General features: G+C 65.2%; 18 protein-coding genes. 7 read left to right on the top strand and 11 right to left on the bottom strand.

Features of this window, described 5'->3' with window-relative positions; genetic code table 11:
* Positions 1 to 108 precede the first annotated feature (108 nt).
* The 6 genes from D4Q52_RS09630 to D4Q52_RS09655 all read right to left on the bottom strand — a co-directional run bounded on the left by D4Q52_RS09630 (position 109) and on the right by D4Q52_RS09655 (position 7,765).
* Complete coding sequence (locus tag D4Q52_RS09630) at positions 109 to 1,356, bottom strand: acyl-CoA dehydrogenase (RefSeq protein ID WP_119856434.1); 1,248 nt, start codon at positions 1,354 to 1,356, stop codon at positions 109 to 111.
* Between the two features lie 116 nt (positions 1,357 to 1,472).
* Positions 1,473 to 2,600 carry an acyl-CoA dehydrogenase family protein gene (locus D4Q52_RS09635; protein WP_119856335.1) on the bottom strand — a complete coding sequence of 376 codons (1,128 nt, stop codon included), beginning with the start codon at positions 2,598 to 2,600 and terminating at the stop codon, positions 1,473 to 1,475.
* 157 nt (positions 2,601 to 2,757) lie between these two features.
* Positions 2,758 to 4,632 (bottom strand): AMP-binding protein, encoded by a 1,875-nt coding sequence (locus D4Q52_RS09640; protein ID WP_119856336.1) that lies wholly within the window; start codon positions 4,630 to 4,632, stop codon positions 2,758 to 2,760.
* A gap of 77 nt (positions 4,633 to 4,709) precedes the next feature.
* Positions 4,710 to 5,516 (bottom strand): enoyl-CoA hydratase/isomerase family protein, encoded by an 807-nt coding sequence (locus D4Q52_RS09645; RefSeq protein WP_119856337.1) that lies wholly within the window; start codon positions 5,514 to 5,516, stop codon positions 4,710 to 4,712.
* A 240-nt stretch (positions 5,517 to 5,756) separates the two neighbouring features.
* The gene (locus tag D4Q52_RS09650) at positions 5,757 to 6,515 is read right to left on the bottom strand and encodes an SDR family NAD(P)-dependent oxidoreductase (protein WP_119856338.1); all 759 of its coding nucleotides are present in this window, start codon (positions 6,513 to 6,515) and stop codon (positions 5,757 to 5,759) included.
* 554 nt (positions 6,516 to 7,069) lie between these two features.
* Positions 7,070 to 7,765, bottom strand: coding sequence for a TetR family transcriptional regulator (locus D4Q52_RS09655; protein ID WP_119856339.1), 696 nt, complete (start codon positions 7,763 to 7,765; stop codon positions 7,070 to 7,072).
* 130 nt (positions 7,766 to 7,895) lie between these two features.
* Between D4Q52_RS09655 and D4Q52_RS09660 the strand changes: the two genes are divergently transcribed.
* The 5 genes from D4Q52_RS09660 to D4Q52_RS09680 all read left to right on the top strand — a co-directional run bounded on the left by D4Q52_RS09660 (position 7,896) and on the right by D4Q52_RS09680 (position 14,124).
* Entirely contained in the window at positions 7,896 to 9,071 is a 1,176-nt protein-coding gene (locus D4Q52_RS09660) for an acetyl-CoA C-acetyltransferase (protein ID WP_119856340.1), read from the top strand.
* Between the two features lie 155 nt (positions 9,072 to 9,226).
* Complete coding sequence (locus D4Q52_RS09665) at positions 9,227 to 10,771, top strand: acyl-CoA synthetase (protein ID WP_119856341.1); 1,545 nt, start codon at positions 9,227 to 9,229, stop codon at positions 10,769 to 10,771.
* A 171-nt stretch (positions 10,772 to 10,942) separates the two neighbouring features.
* Entirely contained in the window at positions 10,943 to 11,116 is a 174-nt protein-coding gene (locus tag D4Q52_RS09670) for a DUF1328 domain-containing protein (RefSeq protein ID WP_119856342.1), read from the top strand.
* An 86-nt stretch (positions 11,117 to 11,202) separates the two neighbouring features.
* A complete protein-coding gene (locus tag D4Q52_RS09675) occupies positions 11,203 to 12,120 on the top strand; it encodes a hypothetical protein (RefSeq protein ID WP_119856343.1) in 918 nt (305 codons plus the stop codon).
* 534 nt (positions 12,121 to 12,654) lie between these two features.
* Positions 12,655 to 14,124: an amidase gene (locus D4Q52_RS09680; protein WP_425328468.1), complete on the top strand. Its 1,470-nt coding sequence runs from the start codon at positions 12,655 to 12,657 to the stop codon at positions 14,122 to 14,124.
* Between the two features lie 123 nt (positions 14,125 to 14,247).
* Here the strand turns inward: D4Q52_RS09680 and D4Q52_RS09685 are convergent, their stop codons facing one another.
* From D4Q52_RS09685 to D4Q52_RS09695, 3 genes are all read right to left on the bottom strand, one after another.
* Positions 14,248 to 16,029: an acyl-CoA dehydrogenase family protein gene (locus tag D4Q52_RS09685; RefSeq protein WP_119856345.1), complete on the bottom strand. Its 1,782-nt coding sequence runs from the start codon at positions 16,027 to 16,029 to the stop codon at positions 14,248 to 14,250.
* Between the two features lie 285 nt (positions 16,030 to 16,314).
* A complete protein-coding gene (locus D4Q52_RS09690; protein WP_119856346.1) occupies positions 16,315 to 16,926 on the bottom strand; it encodes a GNAT family N-acetyltransferase in 612 nt (203 codons plus the stop codon).
* A gap of 18 nt (positions 16,927 to 16,944) precedes the next feature.
* Positions 16,945 to 17,148 carry a DUF1127 domain-containing protein gene (locus D4Q52_RS09695; protein WP_119856347.1) on the bottom strand — a complete coding sequence of 68 codons (204 nt, stop codon included), beginning with the start codon at positions 17,146 to 17,148 and terminating at the stop codon, positions 16,945 to 16,947.
* Between the two features lie 112 nt (positions 17,149 to 17,260).
* On the opposite strand from D4Q52_RS09695, the gene D4Q52_RS09700 reads away from it, so the two are divergent.
* Positions 17,261 to 18,172 (top strand): transcriptional regulator GcvA, encoded by a 912-nt coding sequence (locus tag D4Q52_RS09700; protein WP_119856348.1) that lies wholly within the window; start codon positions 17,261 to 17,263, stop codon positions 18,170 to 18,172.
* Positions 18,172 to 18,660: a CinA family protein gene (locus D4Q52_RS09705; RefSeq protein WP_119856349.1), complete on the top strand. Its 489-nt coding sequence runs from the start codon at positions 18,172 to 18,174 to the stop codon at positions 18,658 to 18,660. Before D4Q52_RS09700 ends, D4Q52_RS09705 begins: the two co-directional genes overlap by 1 nt.
* A 294-nt stretch (positions 18,661 to 18,954) precedes the next feature.
* Here the strand turns inward: D4Q52_RS09705 and crcB are convergent, their stop codons facing one another.
* Positions 18,955 to 19,329: a fluoride efflux transporter CrcB gene (crcB, locus tag D4Q52_RS09710; protein WP_119856350.1), complete on the bottom strand. Its 375-nt coding sequence runs from the start codon at positions 19,327 to 19,329 to the stop codon at positions 18,955 to 18,957.
* A gap of 139 nt (positions 19,330 to 19,468) precedes the next feature.
* Positions 19,469 to 20,065, bottom strand: coding sequence for a superoxide dismutase (locus tag D4Q52_RS09715; protein ID WP_119856351.1), 597 nt, complete (start codon positions 20,063 to 20,065; stop codon positions 19,469 to 19,471).
* Positions 20,066 to 20,165: the final 100 nt, after the last annotated feature.

Here is a 20,165-nt window from a genome sequence, read left to right on the forward strand (position 1 = left end):
TCTCGTTCTGATCTCAGCGCCGTAGGATGGGTTGAGCCCTTGCGAAACCCATCAACGACGCACTTTGCTAAATGATGGGTTTCGCTGCGCTCAACCCATCCTACGTTGCTAGGCCCGCCCCCGCGTCGGGATCTGATTGAACGGCACGTCCTTGTCGACACGAATGTCGCCAGGGAGGCCGAGCACGCGTTCGGCGATGATGTTGCGCAGGATCTCGTCAGTGCCGCCCTCGACGCGGGTCGCCGGCGAACGCAGCAACATCGCCTGGAAGCGGCCGCCAACGTCGGCATCCTCGGGCGCGCTCAGCACGCCCGCAGCGCCCTGCAGGTCGAGCGCGTACATCGCGACCTCCTGGATCATCGAGCCCGCGACCAGCTTGCCGATCGAGTTCTCCGGCCCGGGCCGCTGCCCCTTGGACAGCGCCGAGATCGAGCGGAAGCTGGTGTACTTCAGCCCGCTCGCCTTCACGGCCCAGTTCGCAAGCTTCGAACGCACCGCCCGGTCGTCGAGCGCAGGCGCACCGTCGAGCGTCAGCGAGTTGCAGTAGTCAAGCAGCTCAGGGAAGCCGGTCGCCACATTGGCGCCGATCGACATGCGCTCGTTCATCAGCGTGGTCAGCGACACGTTCCAGCCGTCACCGACGGCGCCGAGGCGCTGGCTATCCGGAATCCGCACGTTGGTGAAGTACACCTCGTTGAAGTCGGAATTGCCGTTGGCCTGTTTGATCGGCCGGATCTCGACGCCGGGGCTTTTCATGTCGAGGAAGAACATCGTCAGACCCTTGTGCTTGGGCACGGTCGGGTCGGTGCGGGTGATCAGGATGCCGTAGTCCGAATAGTGCGCGCCGGAGGTCCAGATCTTCTGGCCGTTGATGACCCAGTCGTCGCCATCCTTCTCGGCGCGGGTGCGCAGACCGGCGACGTCGGAGCCGCCGGCAGGCTCGGAGAACAGCTGGCACCACACCTGCTCGCCGGAGCCGAGCGGCGGCAGATAGTGCCGCTTCTGGTCCTCCGACGCGTAGGCCATCATGGTCGGGCCGCACATGCCTTGGCCGATGATGAACATCGCCGTGAGCTTGCCGAACACGCCCTCTTCCTGCTGCCAGATCACGCGCTCAATCGGCGACGCACCGCGGCCGCCATATTCCTTCGGCCAATGCGGCACGGCCCAGCCGGCGTCGGCCTTCTTCTTCTGCCAGGCCTTGGCGACATCGAGGACGTTGGCGCCCTTCAGCACGACGCGGCCGAGCGACGCCTTGCGCAGATCGTCCTCGTATTGCTTCGGCGCATTGGCGTCGATCCAGGCACGCGCCTTGGCACGGAATTCGGCTTCCTGCGGGGTATCGTCGAAGTTCATTTGCTCATCCTCGAAATCGTCTTCGTAGGATGGGTTGAGCGCAGCGAAACCCATCATCCGACGCGAAAGGGAAGATGGGTTTCGCTGACGCTCAACCCATCCTACAAAATCGTGCGTTACGCCGCGTTCTTCTGGCGCATGCGGTCGATCAGTTGGTCTTCCCAGTAGGACTGGCTGCCGAGCGCCAGCGCCAGCGCGTTGGAGCGGCGATAGTACAGATGGCAGTCGAACTCCCAGGTGAAGCCCATGCCGCCGTGCACCTGGATGTTCTGCTTGGCGCAATGCTGGAACGCCTGCGTGGCGCTGATCCGCGCCGCAGCCGCGGCTTCGGCGAGTTCACCGGCGTCAGTCGAGAGCGCCCAGGCGCCGTAGTAGCAGTTCGAACGCGCCAGCGTCGCCGAGACGTACATGTCGGCGAGGATGTGCTTGACGGCCTGGAACGAGCCGATCGGACGGCCGAACGCGATGCGGTCGAGCGCGTAGTCACGGCCCATCTCCAGCGCGCAGTCGGCGCCGCCGACCTGCTCGAATGCGATCAGCACCGCGGCGCGGTCCATCACGCGCGACAGGATGCTCCAGCCCTCGCCCGCCGCGCCCAGCGGCTCGGCCTTGGCGCCGTCGAACACCAGCTCGGCCTGCTGCCGCGACGGATCGACGTTCGAGAGCGGCTTGGCGGTGACGCCGCCGGCCTTGAGATCGACCAGGAACAGCGAGATGTCGGCCTCGCGGCCGCTATTGCTGGTGCGCGCGGCGACGATGGCGAAATCGGCGATGGCGCCGTCGGCGACCGGCTTCTTGGTACCGGAAATCGTGCCGTTCGACGCCGTCACCTTGACGGCCTTATGCGACGGATTGCCGGTGCCTTCGAACAGCGCCAGCGTGCCGATCGCCTCGCCCGACGAAATCTTCGGCAACCACTTCTGCTTCTGCGCATCCGTCCCCGCGAGCAGCAGCGCTTCGGCGGCGAGATACACGGTCGAGGCGAACGGAACCGGCGCCAGCGCGCGGCCGAGCTCCTCGGCGATCACGCAGAGCTCGAGATGTCCCGCACCGCTGCCGCCGAATTCCTCGGGGATCGCAACGCCGAGGAAGCCCATCTCGGCGAGGCCCTTCCACAGCTCACGATCGTAATCCGCCTTGCCCTCGAGCACGGCACGCACCGCCTTTGGCGGGCACTTCTCGGCAAGAAACCGCCGGGCCTGATCGCGCAGTTGCTTCTGGTCGTCGGAGAAATCGAAGTTCATGGCCGTGTCTCGTTTGTTGTTAGTTGTTAGAGTTGGTCATTCCGGGGCGCGCGCAGCGAAGCTGCGTGCGAACCCGGAATCTGAAACTGGCTCCGTCGAGATTCCGGGTTCGCGCGAAGACGCGCGCCCCGGAATGACGAGAGTTTGATTGCGCGGCTCACTTCAGCACCACCACCTCGTCGTCCGGCGTCTCGGCATACAGCCGCTGCACCAGCGCGGCGCGGCGGTCGAGGCCGGCGCGCTGGTTGATGTAGCCCTTGTCGGTGAGTTCGTTGCCGTCGATCGACGGCGGTTCGCTCATCAGCATGGCGCGGGCGATGCGCATCGAGCTGACGCCCTTGACCTCGGCATTGTGCTTTTCGAGGCCGGCCTTGAACGCCGCGCGCACCGCCGGATGCTGCACCACGTCTTCGAAGGTCGCGTCGGGATTGCCGACGATCTGCCGGCAGGCGTGCAGGTTCGGCCACGCCAGCAGGCCGATGAACTCACGGTCCTGCCCCGCGACCAGCGCGTCCTGCACCACCGGCGTCGCCGCTGCGATCGCGTCGGTCCGCACCGTGCTGACATGCACGAAGGTGCCGGTCATCAGCTTGAAGTCTTCGACCACGCGACCGGCGAAGATGATCCCCTTCACCGGATCGTTCGGATCGACGAACACGCCGGCATCACCGATCTTGTAGAAGCCTTCCTCGTCGAACGCCTTCTCGGTCAGCTCCGGCTGGCCGTAATAACCCGGCATCACATTGATGCCGCGCAGCCGCAGCTCGTACTTGTCGCCGATCGGCAGCATCTTCAATTCGACGCCGGGGAACGGCAGACCGATCAGGCCGACGCGCTCGGTGTCCCAATAGGTGCCGGTCGAGGTCGGCGCGGTCTCGGTCGAGCCCCAGCCGGTGTAGAACACCAGCCGCTCACCGGTGGCGCGCACGGCCAGCGCCTGCATGCGCTCGTAGAGATCGTCCGGCAGCCGCGCGCCCCCATAGGCCATCAGGCCGAGGTTCTTGAAGAAGTTGCGGCACAGCGCATCGTCCTTCTCCATCGCGCTCGCGAGCGCGGCGTAACCGGCCGGAACGTTGGCGTAATAGGTCGGCGACAGCTCGCGCAGGTTGCGCAGCGTCTCTTCGATCATGCCGGGCACCGGCCGGCCGTCATCGATGTACATCGTGCCGCCTTCGATCAGCAGCGGATTGAACGACGCATTGCCGCCCATGGTGTGGTTCCAGGGCATCCAGTCCAGATTGACCGGCAGCGGGCCGTTCGGATCGCGCAGCCGCACCTGCATCATCATCGCGGCGTTGGCGCACATCATGCGCTGGGTGTTGATCACCGCTTTCGGCATGCCGGTCGAGCCGGAGGTGAACAGCAGCTTGCCGACGGTGTCCGGGGTGATCTGTGCGACCGAGCGCTCGACATCGGCGGTCACCGGCGTCGCCGCCATCGCGGCAAACGGCACGCTGGTGATGCCTTCTGCCGGATTGGCGACGTGCACCACCTGCACGCCGGTGAGATCCAGCGCATGCAGCGCTTTGCTGAACTGCGCGCCGTCCTGCACCAGCACCACGGCGGGCTTGACCAGATCGAACAGATATTTGAGCTTCTGATGATCCAGGCTCATCAGCGAATAGGCCGGCGACACCGGCGCGGTCGGGATCCGCGCCTGCATCGCCGCCATCATCATCAGCGCGTGCTCGATCGAATTGCCCGACAAGATCGTCACCGGGCGGCCTTCCGGCAGCTGCAGGTTCAGCAGTGCCTGGGTCAGTCCGTCAACGGTGCGCTTGGCTTCGGCATACGACACCTTGCGCCACTGCCGGTCAGCGCCCGCGCGTTGGGCAAGCCAAGTGTGATCGGGGCGCTGCTTGGCCCATTTCGCCAGCGCCATCGGCAGATGCGGATCGTGGTCCATCAGCGGGAAGCGCGACTTCATCACGATGACGCCACCCTCGCGACGATCGACCTCGATCTCGCGCGGCAACCAATTGACCTTGCGGAAGGCCGGCTTGGTCAGCACTGCGGCGGCGCTTGAAGTCATTCCTGGTGTCTCCCGTGTTGGCCTCTTGTCGGGCCGCTGGTTTCTTGATTGTCGCGGGTCACGCCCACGCGCCGTGCCTAGCGGCGAATATACACCGGCTTGCGCTTCTCCAGGAAGGCCGCGATGCCCTCGGCGAAATCTTCGGAGCGTGAGCACAGCACCTGATTGCGATCTTCCATCGCGATCACCTGCTCGATCGAGCCGGCGTCGACAGCCATATTGAGGCATTCCTTCGACAGCCGCAAACCGACCGGAGAGGCCGCCATCATCGCGTCCACAAAGGGCTGCGCAGCGGCGTCGAGCTGATCGTCCTCGACCAGTTCCGAAACCAGTCCGGTCATCAGCGCGCGTTCGGCGCCGATGAATCGGCCGGTGAGGATCAGCTCGGACGCAACCGACACGCCGACCAGACGCGGCAAAAAGTAGCTGGTGCCGATATCGCAGCCGCCGAGGCCGAGCTTGATGAAAGCGCAGTTCATGCGCGCCGTCCGTCCGGCAATACGGACATCAGCGGCGAGCGCCAGCGCGAAACCGCCGCCGGCGGCGGCGCCCTGCACCAGCGCGATGATCGGCTGCGGGCAGCGGCGCATCAGCATCACGATATCGGCGATCCGGCGCTGCGAATCCAGCGAGTCAGCGACGCCCGGCGGCTCCTGCTGCTTGCCGCGGCGGCTCATCGCCTCTTTGAGATCGAGCCCGGCGCAGAAGTTCTTGCCGGCGCCCTTGAGCACGACGACGCGGGTGTCGCGATTGCGCTGCAGCTGGCCGAAATAAGCGTTGAGCGCGTCGACCAGTTCGGGGCTGAGTGCATTCAGGCTGTCGGGACGGTTGAGCGTCACCCAATCGACGCCATCGCGATGATCGACCAGCAGCACCTGGGACACGCTTCTCACTCCCGCAACTTGTTGTTCTTATGCCCGCTGTGGCGGAGCTTATTATTTTGCCGCGCGGCGCGTGGCCGCCGCATCAGCGTTAGTTGCTGCGCCCTCTCCCCTTGTGGGAGAGGGCTTGTTTGCCGGTGGCCGCGCACTCGGCCCGGTGAGGGGTCCGGACTCGTGGCGCCCCCTCACCCGGCAGCCTTCGGCTGCCACCCTCTCCCACAAGGGGAGAGGGTTTAGTCGTGACTACCGCGGCGCCATGCGGATGGCGCCGTCGAGACGGATCGTCTCGCCGTTCAGCATCGGGTTCTCGACGATCTGCACCGCGAGCGACGCGTATTCCGACGGATCGCCGAGGCGGGCCGGATGCGGCACCTGGGCGCCGAGGCTCTTGCGGGCTTCTTCCGACAGGCCCATCAGCAGCGGCGTCAGGAACAGGCCGGGCGCAATGGTCATGACGCGGATGTTCATCGAGGCGAGGTCGCGCGCCACCGGCAGGGTCATGCCGACGATGCCGCCCTTCGAGGCCGAATACGCCGCCTGGCCGATCTGGCCGTCATAGGCCGCGACCGACGCGGTGTTGATGCAGACGCCGCGCTCTTCGCCAATCGTCGGCGCGCTCTGCATGCGCTCGGCGACCAGACGGATGCAGTTGAAGCTGCCGATCAGGTTGACGTTGATGATGCGGGTGAAGTGATCGAGCGGATAGGCGCCGTTCTTGCTGACGGTCTTCACCGCGCCGCCGATGCCGGCGCAGTTCACCAGCACGCGGACGATGCCGTGGGCGGCTTCGGCCTTGGCGATCGCTTCCTTGACGGGCGCTTCCTGCGACACGTCGCCGACGCAGGCGACGCCGCCGATCTCGGCCGCGACCTTGTCGGCGTTGTCCTTGTTCATGTCGAGCACGGCGACCTTGGCGCCCTTGGCGGCCATCGCACGCGCCGTCGCGGCGCCGAGTCCCGATCCACCACCGGTGATGAGAACGGAGACGTCTTTCAACTGCATTGGATATCCCTTTCCTTGGGCGCTTTCTTGAAGCTTGCGGTCAAGCCTTGATGGGCCGGTCCTTGGGCGTTTCCTGAACTGTTCGACAGACCTCGGCCGGGCCCTTTGGCGTGCTCTTCTTGCGCTTTCGAACCGGGATGTTCAACGGACCCTTGGGCGTTTCCCCGATTTATCGTTTCCGGACAGCTCTGCGCCACGTCGGCGCGGCCATCCTGGTCAAAAGGCGTTCACAGGCGCGCGAGCGTTCCTGAGCGAGCTGTTTGGCTCGATTTGTTGTTGCGCTCTCACCCCTTGCGCCGCGTGGCCGCCTGCTGGGTGAGACGAGATCGAATCGTCAAAGATACTCGGGCGTTTCCTGGCTGTTTTCTTGTTGTTATCGACACACTTCAAACGATGTCCCGGGGGTGCCTGCTGTTCCATTCCGCCTGCCTCTTCCGGGCAGATTCCGTGAACTGGTCCTTGGGCGTTATTGTTGTTGTTCGGATTTTCTTCGGCGTGTCCCGGGTCCTGGATGAAGGTCTCTGAAGTTTTCTTGGGGTCGTTTCTTCTTGTTATTAACTGGTCACCGCGGCGGCCGGCTGCGCGCGCGACGCGCGGTCGCCCTTTTTCAGCAGCAATCCGCCGAGGATGATTTGTTCGATATGCGCCACATAGGCGCGGCACACCTCGTCGGTGACGGGACCGACGCCCGCCGCCCGCATCATGGTCTGCCGGCCGAAGAACAGATGGTCGCAGGCGCCGATCAGCGTGGTGTAGAACAGCACCGGATCGACATCGCGGAATTCACCCGCCGCGACGCCCTCGGCGATCAGCTTGCGGTGGAAGTCGAGCAAGGGCCCGACGAAGAACTTGGTCACTTCGTCGGCGGCCTCGCGATTCGAGCCGTGCAGCAAATAGTGGATCAGCCGGTTCAGATACGGAAACTGATGATACGCCTTGATGATGCCGGCGATGTGCAGCTTCATCTTGGTGCTCGGCGACAGCGGCTGCGACAGCAGGAAATCGAGATGCGTCATCTCGTGCGCCGCGTCGCGCTCGAGCAGCGCCAACAGCAGGCCGTCCTTGTTGCCGAAGTGATACTTCACCAGCGCAGCGTTGACGCCCGATTTATGCGCGATGTCCGACAGCGAGATCTCGACCGAGTTGCGCTCGATCATCAATTCGCCGGCCGCAACCAACAGCTTATCCGCGGTGGAATTCTTCACCACCGGTACTCGGGTCGCCAGCGCTTGGGTCGGTTGAGCTGCCATCGCCGTGGCAATTAGCCCATCGCGGCGCCGGGCTCAAGCGTTAATTGATTGATTGACTAAATCGGCCCTCGCCCCTTAAATCCGCCGCCATCGGCACAGCCGAAACAATCAACATCAAGGGAGAAAACCCATGGCCGAGGCCTATATCGTCGCCGCTGCGCGCACCGCCGGAGGCCGCAAGGGCGGCCGTCTCGCCGGCTGGCACCCCGCCGATCTCGCCGCCTCCGTGCTCAATGCGCTGGTCGATCGCTCCGGCGCCGCGCCGGACCAGATCGAAGACGTCATCATGGGCTGCGTCGGCCAGGCCGGCGAACAGGCGGTGAATATCGGCCGCAACGCGGTGCTGGCGTCGAAGCTGCCGGAGAGCGTGCCGGCCACCTCGATCGACCGGCAGTGCGGCTCGTCGCAGCAGGCGCTGCATTTCGCCGCACAGGCGGTGATGTCCGGCAGCATGGACATCGTGATCGCCGCCGGCGTCGAGAGCATGACGCGCGTGCCGATGGGTTCGCCCAGCATCCTCGCCGCCAAGGCCGGCATGGGCACCTACAAGAGCCCGCAGATGGAGAAGCGCTACCCGAACATCCAGTTCAGCCAGTTCACCGGCGCCGAGATGGTGGCGGAGAAGTACGGCCTGTCCAAGGACGAGCTCGATGAATACGCCTTCAACAGCCACCAGCGCGCGATCGCCGCGACGCAAGGCGGCAAGTTCAAGGACGAGATCATCCCGCTCGAGATCACCCGCGCCGACGGCACCACCGATACGCATCACATCGACGAAGGCATTCGCTTCGACGCCACGCTCGACGGCATCAAGGGCGTCAAGCTGATCAACGAGAACGGCGGCCGCCTCACCGCCGCGACCGCCAGCCAGATCTGCGACGGCGCCTCCGGCGTGCTGGTCGTCAACGAGAAGGGCCTGAAGCAGCTCGGCGTGCAGCCGCTGGCGCGCATCCATCACATGACGATGCGCGGCGGCGATCCGGTGATCATGCTCGAAGCGCCGCTGCCGGCGACCGAATACGCGCTGAAGAAGGCCGGCATGAAGATCGACGACATCGACCTGTTCGAAGTCAACGAAGCCTTCGCGTCGATCCCGACCGCCTGGCTCAAAGCCACCGGCGCCGATCCGTCCCGCCTCAACGTCAACGGCGGCGCGATCGCGCTCGGCCATCCGCTCGGCGGCTCCGGCACCAAGCTGATGACCACGCTGGTGCACGCGCTGAAGCAGCAGAACAAGCGCTACGGCCTGCAGACCATGTGCGAAGGCGGCGGCATGGCCAACGTGACGATCGTCGAGCGGCTTTAAGACTGCACACCAACCATCTCTCCCCGTCATTGCGAGCGCAGCGAAGCAATCCAGAGGCTCAGTGCACGGCGCTGGATTGCTTCGTCGCTTCGCTCCTCGCAATGACGGCAATTCAGAGCGGAAGCAATCCGCCGCATCACCATGAGGAAACACCCATGACGCATCCGTCGATTCACGCCCGCACGACGCCCGACAAGATCGCCTACCAGATGGCCTCGACCGGCAAGGCGATCACCTATCGGCAGCTCGACGAGCTGTCGAACCAGGGCGCGCAGCTGTTTCGGACGCTCGGCCTCAAGCCGGGCGATCACATCGCGCTGCTGATGGAAAACCGGCTGGCGTTCATGGAGATCTGCTGGGCCGCACAGCGCGCCGGGCTATACTACACGGCGATCAGCCGCTACCTCAAGCAGGACGAAATCGCCTATATTGTGCAGGATTGCGGCGCCAAGGTCGTGATCACTTCGCCGCAGGGCGCTGATGCGATCACCCCGCTGCTCGGCAAGCTGCCGGGCGTCGAATTCTTCATGGTCGACGAGCCGGCCGCGGGTTTCCGCTCCTGGGACAAGGAGGCCGGCGCGCAAAAGACGACGCCGATCGCCGACGAAGTCGCCGGCTACGACATGCTGTACTCGTCCGGCACCACCGGCCGCCCCAAGGGCATCAAGCGCGAGTTCGAAGGCAACGCCATCGACGTGCCGAGCCCGTTCCTGCGGCTGCTGTGCGAAAAGATGTGCGGCATGAACGAAGGCAGCATCTATCTGTCGCCGGCGCCGCTGTATCACGCAGCTCCCTTGCGCTTCAACATGATGGCGATCACGCTCGGCGGCACCTCGGTGATCATGGAGCACTTCGACGCCGAGCAGTTTCTGGCGTTGGTCGAGAAATACAAGGTGACGCAGTCGCAGCTGGTGCCGACGATGTTCGTGCGCATGCTGAAGCTGCCGGACGAGGTCCGCGCCCGCTACGACGTGTCGAGCCTGAAGGGCGCGATCCATGCCGCCGCGCCCTGCCCGGTCGACGTCAAGGCGAAGATGATCGAGTGGTGGGGGCCGATCCTGATCGAGTACTACGCCGGCTCCGAGGGCAACGGCGTCACCGTGTCGACCTCGCAGCAATGGTTGAGCCATCGCGGCACGGTCGGCAAGGCGGTGGTCGGCACCATCAAGATCCTCGACGAGGCCGGCGACGAGCTGCCGGTCGGCGAGATCGGCACCGTGTATTTCGCCGACGCGCCGTCGTTCAGCTATCACAACGATCCGGACAAGACCAGGAACGCCTACAACGACAAGGGCTGGTCGACGCTCGGCGACGTCGGCTATCTCGACGACGAGGGCTTCCTGTATCTCACCGACCGCAAGAGCTACATGATCATCTCCGGCGGCGTGAACATCTACCCGCAGGAGACCGAGGACGTGCTGCTGACGCATCCGGACGTCGCCGACGTCGCGGTGTTCGGCGTGCCGAACGAGGAGATGGGCGAAGAGGTCAAGGCGGTGGTGCAGCCGCGCGACGGCGTCACGCCCGGCAAGGAGTTCGAAGCCAAGCTGATCGGCTTCTGCCGCCAGCATCTGTCGCCGATCAAGTGCCCGCGCTCGATCGACTTCGAGGCCGAACTGCCGCGCACTCCGACCGGCAAGCTGGTGAAGCGCCACCTCAAGGATCGCTATTGGCCCAAGAAGGAAGCCGCCGTCGCGTAAGCCGCGGCGCCGGCTTCGCCGGACTCGCGGGCAGTTGCAAGACCTCTCCGCCTCGCACGGAACTAGAACTGTCGACGCTGCGGGAACCGAAGCCCGCGGCGTTTGTTCGTGCAGCGCGCGTGAGGAAACCGCCTCGTCACGAGTCGGGAAGGCGCTGGGAGAGCTTCGACGATGTTGAAATGGGCTATTATCTTTCTGGTGATCTCGCTGGTGGCGGGCTTCTTCGGCTTCACCAATATCTCTGCCGGTGCCGCACGAATCTCGAAGATTCTGTTCTTCCTCGCCATTGCGTTGTTCGTGCTGTTCCTGATCCTGGCGTTCACCGCCGGACAGCTGGTGTTCTGACGCACCCACGCGGGCGAACTTCGGAGTCCATCGGCCGGGGATGAGGCGCTATGCTGCGAGGCTAGCGCCTTGCCCCGGTCCGTCTGATGAATCCGTCCGTCCAGCTCCGCTCCGGCCTGTTTGTCTCCGTGCTGGCCCATCTCGGGCTGGTGGCGGCGGTGTTGCTGCTGGCTGAAGTGCGGCCATTCGCCGAGGTGCCGGAGCAACGCGTCGAGGTCGACGTCGTCACCGCCGACGAGGCGCCGCCCGAGCCAGAACCGAAGCCCGAGATCAAGCCGGCGCTAGAGCTGCCGAGCGAGACGCCGACGGAGGCCAAACCCGCGGCGCAGGACCCGGCGCCGCAACAGGCCGCCAAGCCCGAGGCCTCCAAGCCCGAACAGCGCAAGCCCGAACCGCCTCGCACCGAACCTCCGAAACCGGCGCGAGCCGAGCCTGAGCCGGCCAAGCCTGAACGTCAGGCTGAAAAGCCCGACGCGCCTGCCAAGCCCGAACCGGCGCCCGAGCCTCCGGCCGGCGCGGTGTCGCAAAGCACGGTCCCGCCAAACCTGATGCCGCAAAGCGCGTTGCCGCAAAACACGTTGCCGATGGCGTTTCCTCCCGCTGTCCCGCAGGAGCCGGATCTCACCGTGAAATATTCGGTGGCGCTGGGACTGCCGGCGGATCCCACCTTCGACGCGCCTGCCGAACTTGCCGCCGACATCAGCGCCGAGGCCATCGCCGCGCTGCGTCGCAAGCTGAAGTCCTGCGCGGCGCTGCCGCCGGGCGTCGCGCCGTCCGACAACGTCAAAATCATCCTCCGCGTGCCGCTGCTTCCCGATGGCCGCCTGGCCCAGGAGCCGTTCCTGATCGAGGCCAGCGCCTCGGTCAAAGGCCCGGCGCTGATGAAGGGCGCGATCCACGCGCTGACGGCGTGCCAGCCCTATTCGATGCTGCCAGCGGACAAATACAAGGAATGGAAAGTCCTCGACCTCGACTTCACCCCGCAAAATTTCCGCGGCGGCTGACGCGGCACAGAGCGCCGAGAGGCGATCAGCAGCATCGTTTTGGAAGACAGGCCCCCCGCTTTCGCGCAGGGTGACCGTTGGGGACGGGCGGCCGGCTCGCGAGCATAAAGAAAGCTCCGGCCGGAGCCGGAGCTTCAAGTCTAGGGAGACTGCATGCCACATCCAGTGATGCATCACGGCGACGGGCTCGGCGCGAACGCAGCGCGGCAAGCGCAGCGGCCAATAATCCGCAAATTCCGAGCGAGGCGTTGATACTCACAGCAATCGTCACTGCTCGTCGGCTGCCGGTCGCTGCTGTCGATCAGCGCCCACGGCATCAACCTGGTCAGCAGATCATTCCCGACTAACTCCCATCCTTGATTCACATCAAATGCCGGCGCTCTCCATGCACGTCCGAGATGAGCTGTTGCCAAATTGCGCCATGAGCTTGCAGCATACCTTGCCGGATCGAATGATCTTTCGCTGATGAATGGCATGTGCGTTAAGCTTCACCACCTGCCAAACGCCCGCTGACTGCCACCTGGAGAGATACCTTTGACATCGCAAACGAGCTTCGCCACCGCCACCGAACTGAGCGCCGCGCTGAAGGCCAAGAAAGTCTCTGCCGTCGAACTGGCGCAGGAAGCGATCGACCGGATCGAGCGCCATGATGACAAGGTCAACGCGGTCTGCGTCCGCGACTTCGACCGGGCGCTGCAGACCGCGCGTGACGCCGACCAGGCGCTGTCGAATGGTGGAGGCGGGCCGCTCCTCGGCATTCCGATGACCGTGAAGGAGAGCTTCAACGTCGCCGGCCTGCCGACCACATGGGGCTTCCCCGATCAGAAGAATTTCGTCGCCGACAACGATGCGCTGGCGATCGAGCGGGTGCGTGCGGCGGGCGGCGTGATCGTCGGCAAGACCAACGTGCCGATCGGCCTGGGTGATTGGCAGAGCTACAACGAGATCTACGGCACGACCAACAATCCCTACGACCTCAGCCGCACGCCGGGCGGCTCGTCCGGCGGGTCGTCGGCGGCGCTGGCGGCGGGCTTCGGCGCGCTGTCGCTCGGCTCGGATATCGGCGGATCGCTGCGCGTGCCGGGGCACTATTGCGGCATCTATGCCCACAAGCCGACCTTCGCGCTGTGTCCGGCGCGCGGCCACACGCCGCCGGGCATGCCGCCGCTGCCGTCCAACCGAGACCTGTCGGTGATCGGGCCGATGGCGCGCTCGGCGGCCGATCTCGCGCTGCTGCTCGACGTCATCGCGGGGCCGGATCCGACCTTCGATGGCGTCGGCTACAAGCTCGACCTGCCGGCGGCGCGGCACACGGCGATGAAGGATTTTCGCGTGCTGCTACTCGATACGCATCCGCTGCTGCCGACCGGCACCAGCGTGCGGCAGGCGATCGAAACGCTCGCGAGCAACCTCACCAAGGCCGGCGTCAGCATCACCCGTCAGTCGCCGCTGCTGCCCGATCTCGCCGAGACCTCGCGCGTCTATATGCGGATGCTGCTGTCGTTCCTGGCGGCCGGCTTTCCGCCGGAACTACTCGCGGATGCGCAAAGTGCCACGTCCAAGCTGGCCGCCAGCGACGACAGCCTCGCCGCCGAGCGGCTGCGCGGCATGGTGCTGAGCCATCGCGACTGGGTGATCGCCGATAGCCGCCGCACCGGCCTGCGGGCGCAATGGCGCGAGCTTTTCAAGTCGTTCGACGCGGTGATCTGCCCGGTGATGCCGACCCCGGCCTATCCGCAGGATCATCACGAACCGCAGGAAGAACGCCGCATCATGATCGACAATCAGCCGCATCCTTATGTCGATCAGCTGGTGTGGCCCGGCATCGCCACCCTGCCCGGCCTGCCGTCGACCGCGATCCCCGTCGCGCTGTCGAGCGAAGGCCTGCCGGTCGGCGTGCAGATCGTCGGCCCGTGGCTGGAAGACCGCACGCCGCTGAAGCTCGCCGAACTGATCGAGCGCGAATTCGGCGGGTTCGTTCCGCCGAAGGCGTTTGTAGATTAGTAACTCCACGATCAACCTCTCCGTCATTGCGAGCGAAGCGAAGCAATCCAGCTCCGTGCACGACGCTGGATTGCTTCGTCGCTTCGCTTCTCGCAATGACGGGGAGAGTTTGTGTGTGGGGCTTTAAGCCGTCAGCATCGGCGCAACTCTGTCCATTGGCGCCGCGGCGTCGCCGAGGAGCAGTTCGGCGATCGCGTACTCTGCCTTGCCGTCGCCGCCCTTGAACGGATCGGGCGCATACAGCCGATGCTCGACGACTAACCGCGACAGCAGCGCGCGGCGGGCGTCCCCGCGCATCGCGGCGATCCTGGTGCCTTCCCAGGCGAGTGAGACGGCGCTGGCGACGTGGTAAAGCGAGCTGGTGGCGCGGCGGGCGTCTGCTTCGTTGTCGGCACGGCCGGCGACATCGCGGGCGAAGCCGATGGCGCAGTCGATCAAGCCGCGCAAACGGTCGCTCCAGGCTTGGGGCAAACCTGTGGCATCGTCCAACCGCGCATGCAGATCGGCGGCAAGCGCGGCCTCCGCACCGTGGCGGCCGACGGCGCGCTTGAGCGCGTCCAGCGCAACGATATTACCGGTGCCCTCCCAGATCGATCCGAGATGAGCGTCGCGCAACAGCCGCGCAGTCGCGAATTCCTCGACGTAGCCGATACCGCCACGCATCTCGAGCGCATCGCCGCAGACCTTGCGGGCGTCCCGGGTGGCACGGAATTTCAGGGTGGGCGTGAGGATGCGTAGTAAGGCGGCAGCGTCCTGACTGCCGGCCTCGGCGCGGTCGAGCGCGGCGGCGGTGAGGAAACTCATCGACATCGCCTGCTCGGTCGGCAACAGGATCTTCATCAGCTGACGCCGCGCCAGCGGCAGGTCGACGATGCGCTGACCGAACACGACGCGATTGTTCGCGACGGTGAGCGCGTCGTGCCAGGCGCGGCGCATCAGGGCGGTCGACTTCACGCCGTTGGAGAGGCGCGATGAGTTGACCATCTCGGCCATCTGCACGAAGCCGCGGTCGAGCTTGCCGACCGCATAGGCGATCGCACCCTCGAGCTTGATCTCGCCGGAGGCCATCGAGCGGGTGCCGAGCTTGTCCTTCAGCCGCACAATCCGATAGTGATTTGGCGCGCCGTCGTCGAGGAAGCGCGGCATCAGAAACAGGCCGACGCCGCGCGTGCCGGGGCCGGCGCCCTGCGGCCGCGCAAGTAACATTACCACCTTGGCGTCGGCGTTGGAGCAGAACCACTTCTCGCCATACAGCCGCCAGTGATCGCCTTCCGAGACCGCGACCGTGGTCAGCGTGCCGACATCGGAGCCGCCTTCCTTCTCGGTCATGAACTGACCGCCCTGCGTCAGCTTGCCCATATCGGTCTGCGTCAGACCGTCGAGATACTTCGCCTTCAGCGCGTCGTCGCCGAACTTCGACAGCAGCTTGGCGCAGCCGTCGGTGACGTTGATCGGGCAGCCCATGCCGAATTCGGCTTCGTTGAACAGCAGCGTGAAGGCATGCTTCGCCGTGACCGGATAGACCTCCGGCCAGCCCATGATGCCCTTGCGGTGCGACAGCGCGTGGATGCCGAAGGTGCCGAACGCGGCGGCCTCCAATTCGCGATACGCCGGGTGATACTCGACATATTGCGCGTCGCGGCCGAAGCGGTCGCGCTGATGCAGAATTGGCGTGTGACGATCGGCCAGTCGCGCGCACTCGTCGAGTGGACCGCCGGCGAGTTCGCCGAGCCGGTCGAGATGCGGTTCGATATGCGCGACCAGGTCAGCCGGCAGATGGATGCGCAACAGATCGGCCAGCGACGGATCGGCGCGATAGAAATTGAGGCCAGTCGTGTCAGGCGCGATCAGGTTCGCGGCATTGCCGGGCGTCGCCGCGAACGCGGCCTGGGTGTTTCCTGCCATCTGGGTCTCGTTTTGTGGTCGTGCATGGCGGCCGGTCAACATGGCCGAGCGCAAGTGAGCCACAAAGCGCAGCGCACAGCAAATCAACACGCGCGGCGTCGATTCCACGGCGCGGAATGTGCGATTGCCGACTCGCTGCGACACAGCCCGCGTATGGTTGATGGCATTGACTCGTCATGGCCGGGCTTGTCCCGGCCATCCACGCCTTTTGCGCGGAGTCTCAGCAAGGCGTGGATGCCCGGCACAAGGCCGGGCATGACGGAGGAATGTTTGTTCGCCCGAGTGCTACCCGATCCGCGGCGACCGCTCTCCCTGCAGCGCCGCGAGACGCCAGCTCGCGCAGGGGATCGTCTGGGGCGTGTAGTTCAACGTCTTGACGAAGCGGGTCTGCTTCCAGTCGAGCGAGGCGGCCAGTTGATAGCCGGCTTTGCGCGCCAGCCCGATCATCGCCGTATTCGAGCGCAGCGTATCGCCGTAGATCAGCTCTGCGCCAAGCGCGGCGGCGCGGCATTCGAGATTGGCGAGCAGCGCGGCGCCGACGCCCCGCCCCTGCCAGCGGTCGTGCACCGAGACGCCGAACTCGACCGCATGTTCGTCCTGGTGATGGACGTAGCGCAGCTCCGCCACGGCGGTCTCGCCATGATCATTCGCTACCGTCGCCAGCACCGTATAGGCGTCGGCCTCGCCCAGCTGTAGAAACCGGACGAGTTGCCCGGCCGGCAGTTCCGGCGCTGCGCCCATCAGCCGGCTGTAGCGCGAGGACGGCGACAGTGCGCGGAAGTAGTCCTGCAACAGCGCGCCATCGCCCGGCCCGGCGAACCGCAGCGTCAGCAGCACGCCGGAGTCGAGCCGCAGCTGATCGGTGTACTGAGCCGGATGGTCGAGGTCGAGGCGCATGGCGGTCGCTCCGGCTATTCAGGCGCGCCAGAACGGCTTGTCGACCTCGGCCGCCGCCTCGCTCCACGACAGGCCGACATCGTGCAGATCGCGCTCCGACAGACGCGCCAGGCTGTCCCGGTCGTGCTGACGCTGACGCCATAGCCGAACCGTCTCGGCGACCTGCGTCAGGACGCCCGAAGCATGATTGTTTGTCATCGAATGATCAGTGCAGATGGACATGGTCGACTCCTCTACGTAGGATCTGGCCGAAAATATCGGTCTGCTGCGCTGCAATGACAAACGACATTGGGTGCCGCGTCAGATGAGATAATCTCATGCGTGAGGAAGCCCGATGACGGCCCGGCTGCCGTCGCTGAACGGCCTGCGGGCGTTCGAGGCAGCGGCCCGGCACCTCAGCTTCACGCTCGCCGCGGCGGAGCTGAACGTGACGCAAACCGCGATCAGCCATCAGATCAAACGGCTCGAGCAGGAGCTCGGGCTTAAACTGTTCGTGCGGCAGAACCGGACGCTGGCGCTGACCCCACAGGCGCGCGAGTATCTCCCCGGCATCCGCGCCGCGTTCAACGATCTGCGGCTCGCCACCGACCGGCTGCTGCGCAAGGACAACGCCCGGATCCTCACCGTCAGTACGCTGTCGTCGCTCGCCGCCAAATGGCTGCTGCCGCGGCTGCCGTCGTTTCAGGAGGCGCATCCGGATATCGACGTGCGGATCACCACCTCGACCGCGCTGGTCGATTTCGCCCGCGACGACGTCGATGCCGCGATCCGCTACGGTCGGGGCCGATGGCCGGGGCTGCGCGCCGACTGGCTTATGGCCGACGAATTGTTTCCGGTGTGTAGTCCAGCGCTGCTTGCGGCCCGCAAGCCGCTGCAGCATCCGCAGGATCTCGCGCAGCATGCGCTGCTGCACACCACCGGCGGCTATGGTGACGACTGGCGGCTGTGGCTCACCGCCGCCGGCCTGCCGCCGGACATCTCCAAGCAGCCCGGCCTGTGGTTCGACGTCGCCTTCATGACCGTGCAGGCCGCGATCGACGGCCTCGGCGTCGCGATCGGCCGCACCTCCTATGTCGAGACCGATCTCGCGAAGGGACGCCTGGTGGCGCCGTTCAAGATCACATTGCCAGCCGAGTGGGGATTCTATCTGGTGTCCCCGACGGCCAGCGCGGATTCGCCAAAGCTTTCGGCGTTTCGCGACTGGCTGATGACCCACACCAGCGGCCATGCCGGAGCCCAGCCATGATGAAGGATCTCGTTCCCCTCGCCGAGAAGGTCGCCGTGCACCTGATCGCGCAGAAGCAGAGGATCGCGATCGCCGAATCCTCGACCGGCGGACTGATCTCGGCGGCGCTGCTCGCGGTGCCCGGCGCCTCGGCTTACTTCCTCGGCTCGGCGGTGGTGTACACCCGCGAGGCGCGGCGACTGCTGACCGACATCACCGACGCGGAGATGAAGGTGGAAGGCGTGCGTTCGTCCTCCGAGCCTTATGCGGAGCTGTTGGCGCAGCGGATGCGGGCACGGTTCGGCTGCGACTGGGCGCTGTCGGAGACCGGCGCCGCCGGCCCCGGCGGCAACCGCTACGGCGACGCCGCCGGCCACACCTGCATCGCGGTAGCCGGGCCGAGCAACGCGGTGATGACGCTGGAGACCGGAAACGCCGACCGGCTGGGCAACATGCACGTGTTCGCCAGCACGGCGCTGACATTTCTGCTGCACACGATGGCGAAGTAGTCGCTGCGAATCTGAACGGGGCCTCCCCGCGTCATTGCGAGCCACCGGGTCCGGCCTTCGGCCGGCCCGATGACAGGCTCCGCGAAGTAATCCAGGAGCGCTGTGCTCGGCGCTGGATTGCCTCGTCGCTTCGCTCCTCGCAATCACGGCGAGGCCTGGCTTCGCTCGCAATGACGTAGAGGCTCAGTTGTAGGATGGGTTGAGCGCAGCGAAACCCATCAAGCGGCAAAGCGGCGTGATGGGTTTCGCAAGGGCTCAACCCATCCTACAGGCTGCGGCTGCTAACGGAAAGGCTCAGGTGATCGCCCGGATCAGGGCCATGCCGGCGAACAGGCCGGCGATGGCCAGCACCACTGAGCCGAGCACGTAGAGTAGCGCCAGGCCGACGGCGCCGCGCTCGTACAATAGCGCGGCGTCGAGCGAAAACGCCGAGAATGTCGTGTAGCCGCCAAGGATGCCGGTCATCACGAACAGCCGCACGTTCTGCGCCGAGCCGCCCTTGAACGCCAGATAGCCGGCGATCAACCCCATCACGATCGAGCCGGTCACGTTGATGAAGAACGTATGATACGGAAAAGCGGTGCCGAACATCCGGCCACTGGCCGTATTGACGAAGTGGCGAAACATCGCCCCGAGGCCGCCACCGACGAATACGAGCAGATAAGCCATTCCACGTCTCTTGTGTGTTGCGCACCAGCGAGGCGTTGTGACGCAGCTTGGCGGCTGCCGCAAGAGCCGCGCCGATCAAATGAAAAGGCGGCCCGCGAGGCCGCCTTTTCGAATTCGATCTGCGCTTGCGCGGTGGCGCTTACGCCTTGGAATACAGCTCTTCGACGTATTCCCAGTTGATCAGATTGTCGACGAACGCCTTCAGATAGTCGGGGCGCTTGTTGCGATAGTCGATGTAGTAGGAGTGCTCCCAGACGTCGACGCCGAGGATCGGCGTGGCGCCGTGCACCAGCGGGTTCTCACCGTTCGGGGTCTTGGAGATTTCGAGCTTGCCGTCCTTGACCGACAGCCAGGCCCAGCCCGAGCCGAACTGGCCCGCACCGGCGGCGGCGAAATCGGCCTTGAACTTGTCGAGACCGCCGAGGTCCTCGTTGATCTTCTTTTCCAGCGCGCCGGGCAGCTTGGTGCCACCGCCATTCGGCTTCATCCACTTCCAGAAATGGATGTGGTTGAAGTGCTGGCCGGCGTTGTTGAACAGCGCCGCATTCTTGCCGAACGAGCCCTTGACGATGTCCTCGAGCGACTTGCCCTCGAATTCGGTGCCCTTCAACAGGTTGTTGCCGTTGGTGACATAGGCCTGATGATGCTTGTCGTGGTGATATTCGAGCGTTTCCTTCGACATGTACGGCTGGAGCGCGTCGTAGGCATACGGCAATTCAGGAAGCGTGAAGGTCATGGGTCATCATTTCCACAATGGTGGGGGACGTCGACTTAACGAGCCCTCTTATAGAAGGTTCCGGGCAAGGACCCAATATCTATTCTGAATTGCAACAGTC

It is taken from the genome of Rhodopseudomonas palustris, from assembly GCF_003591005.1.
Classification (GTDB): domain Bacteria; phylum Pseudomonadota; class Alphaproteobacteria; order Rhizobiales; family Xanthobacteraceae; genus Rhodopseudomonas; species Rhodopseudomonas palustris_K.

Excerpts from the sequence above, each read along its gene's own strand:
- D4Q52_RS09630 (WP_119856434.1), bottom strand. The coding sequence starts at position 1,356 with ATGAACTTCGACGATACCCCGCAGGAAGCCGAATTCCGTGCCAAGGCG.
- D4Q52_RS09635 (WP_119856335.1), bottom strand. The coding sequence starts at position 2,600 with ATGAACTTCGATTTCTCCGACGACCAGAAGCAACTGCGCGATCAGGCC.
- D4Q52_RS09640 (WP_119856336.1), bottom strand. The coding sequence starts at position 4,632 with ATGACTTCAAGCGCCGCCGCAGTGCTGACCAAGCCGGCCTTCCGCAAG.
- D4Q52_RS09650 (WP_119856338.1), bottom strand. The coding sequence starts at position 6,515 with ATGCAGTTGAAAGACGTCTCCGTTCTCATCACCGGTGGTGGATCGGGA.
- D4Q52_RS09655 (WP_119856339.1), bottom strand. The coding sequence starts at position 7,765 with ATGGCAGCTCAACCGACCCAAGCGCTGGCGACCCGAGTACCGGTGGTG.
- D4Q52_RS09660 (WP_119856340.1), top strand. The coding sequence starts at position 7,896 with ATGGCCGAGGCCTATATCGTCGCCGCTGCGCGCACCGCCGGAGGCCGC.
- D4Q52_RS09665 (WP_119856341.1), top strand. The coding sequence starts at position 9,227 with ATGACGCATCCGTCGATTCACGCCCGCACGACGCCCGACAAGATCGCC.
- D4Q52_RS09670 (WP_119856342.1), top strand. The coding sequence starts at position 10,943 with ATGTTGAAATGGGCTATTATCTTTCTGGTGATCTCGCTGGTGGCGGGC.
- D4Q52_RS09675 (WP_119856343.1), top strand. The coding sequence starts at position 11,203 with ATGAATCCGTCCGTCCAGCTCCGCTCCGGCCTGTTTGTCTCCGTGCTG.
- D4Q52_RS09685 (WP_119856345.1), bottom strand. The coding sequence starts at position 16,029 with ATGGCAGGAAACACCCAGGCCGCGTTCGCGGCGACGCCCGGCAATGCC.
- D4Q52_RS09690 (WP_119856346.1), bottom strand. The coding sequence starts at position 16,926 with ATGCGCCTCGACCTCGACCATCCGGCTCAGTACACCGATCAGCTGCGG.
- D4Q52_RS09695 (WP_119856347.1), bottom strand. The coding sequence starts at position 17,148 with ATGTCCATCTGCACTGATCATTCGATGACAAACAATCATGCTTCGGGC.
- D4Q52_RS09700 (WP_119856348.1), top strand. The coding sequence starts at position 17,261 with ATGACGGCCCGGCTGCCGTCGCTGAACGGCCTGCGGGCGTTCGAGGCA.
- D4Q52_RS09705 (WP_119856349.1), top strand. The coding sequence starts at position 18,172 with ATGAAGGATCTCGTTCCCCTCGCCGAGAAGGTCGCCGTGCACCTGATC.
- crcB (WP_119856350.1), bottom strand. The coding sequence starts at position 19,329 with ATGGCTTATCTGCTCGTATTCGTCGGTGGCGGCCTCGGGGCGATGTTT.
- D4Q52_RS09715 (WP_119856351.1), bottom strand. The coding sequence starts at position 20,065 with ATGACCTTCACGCTTCCTGAATTGCCGTATGCCTACGACGCGCTCCAG.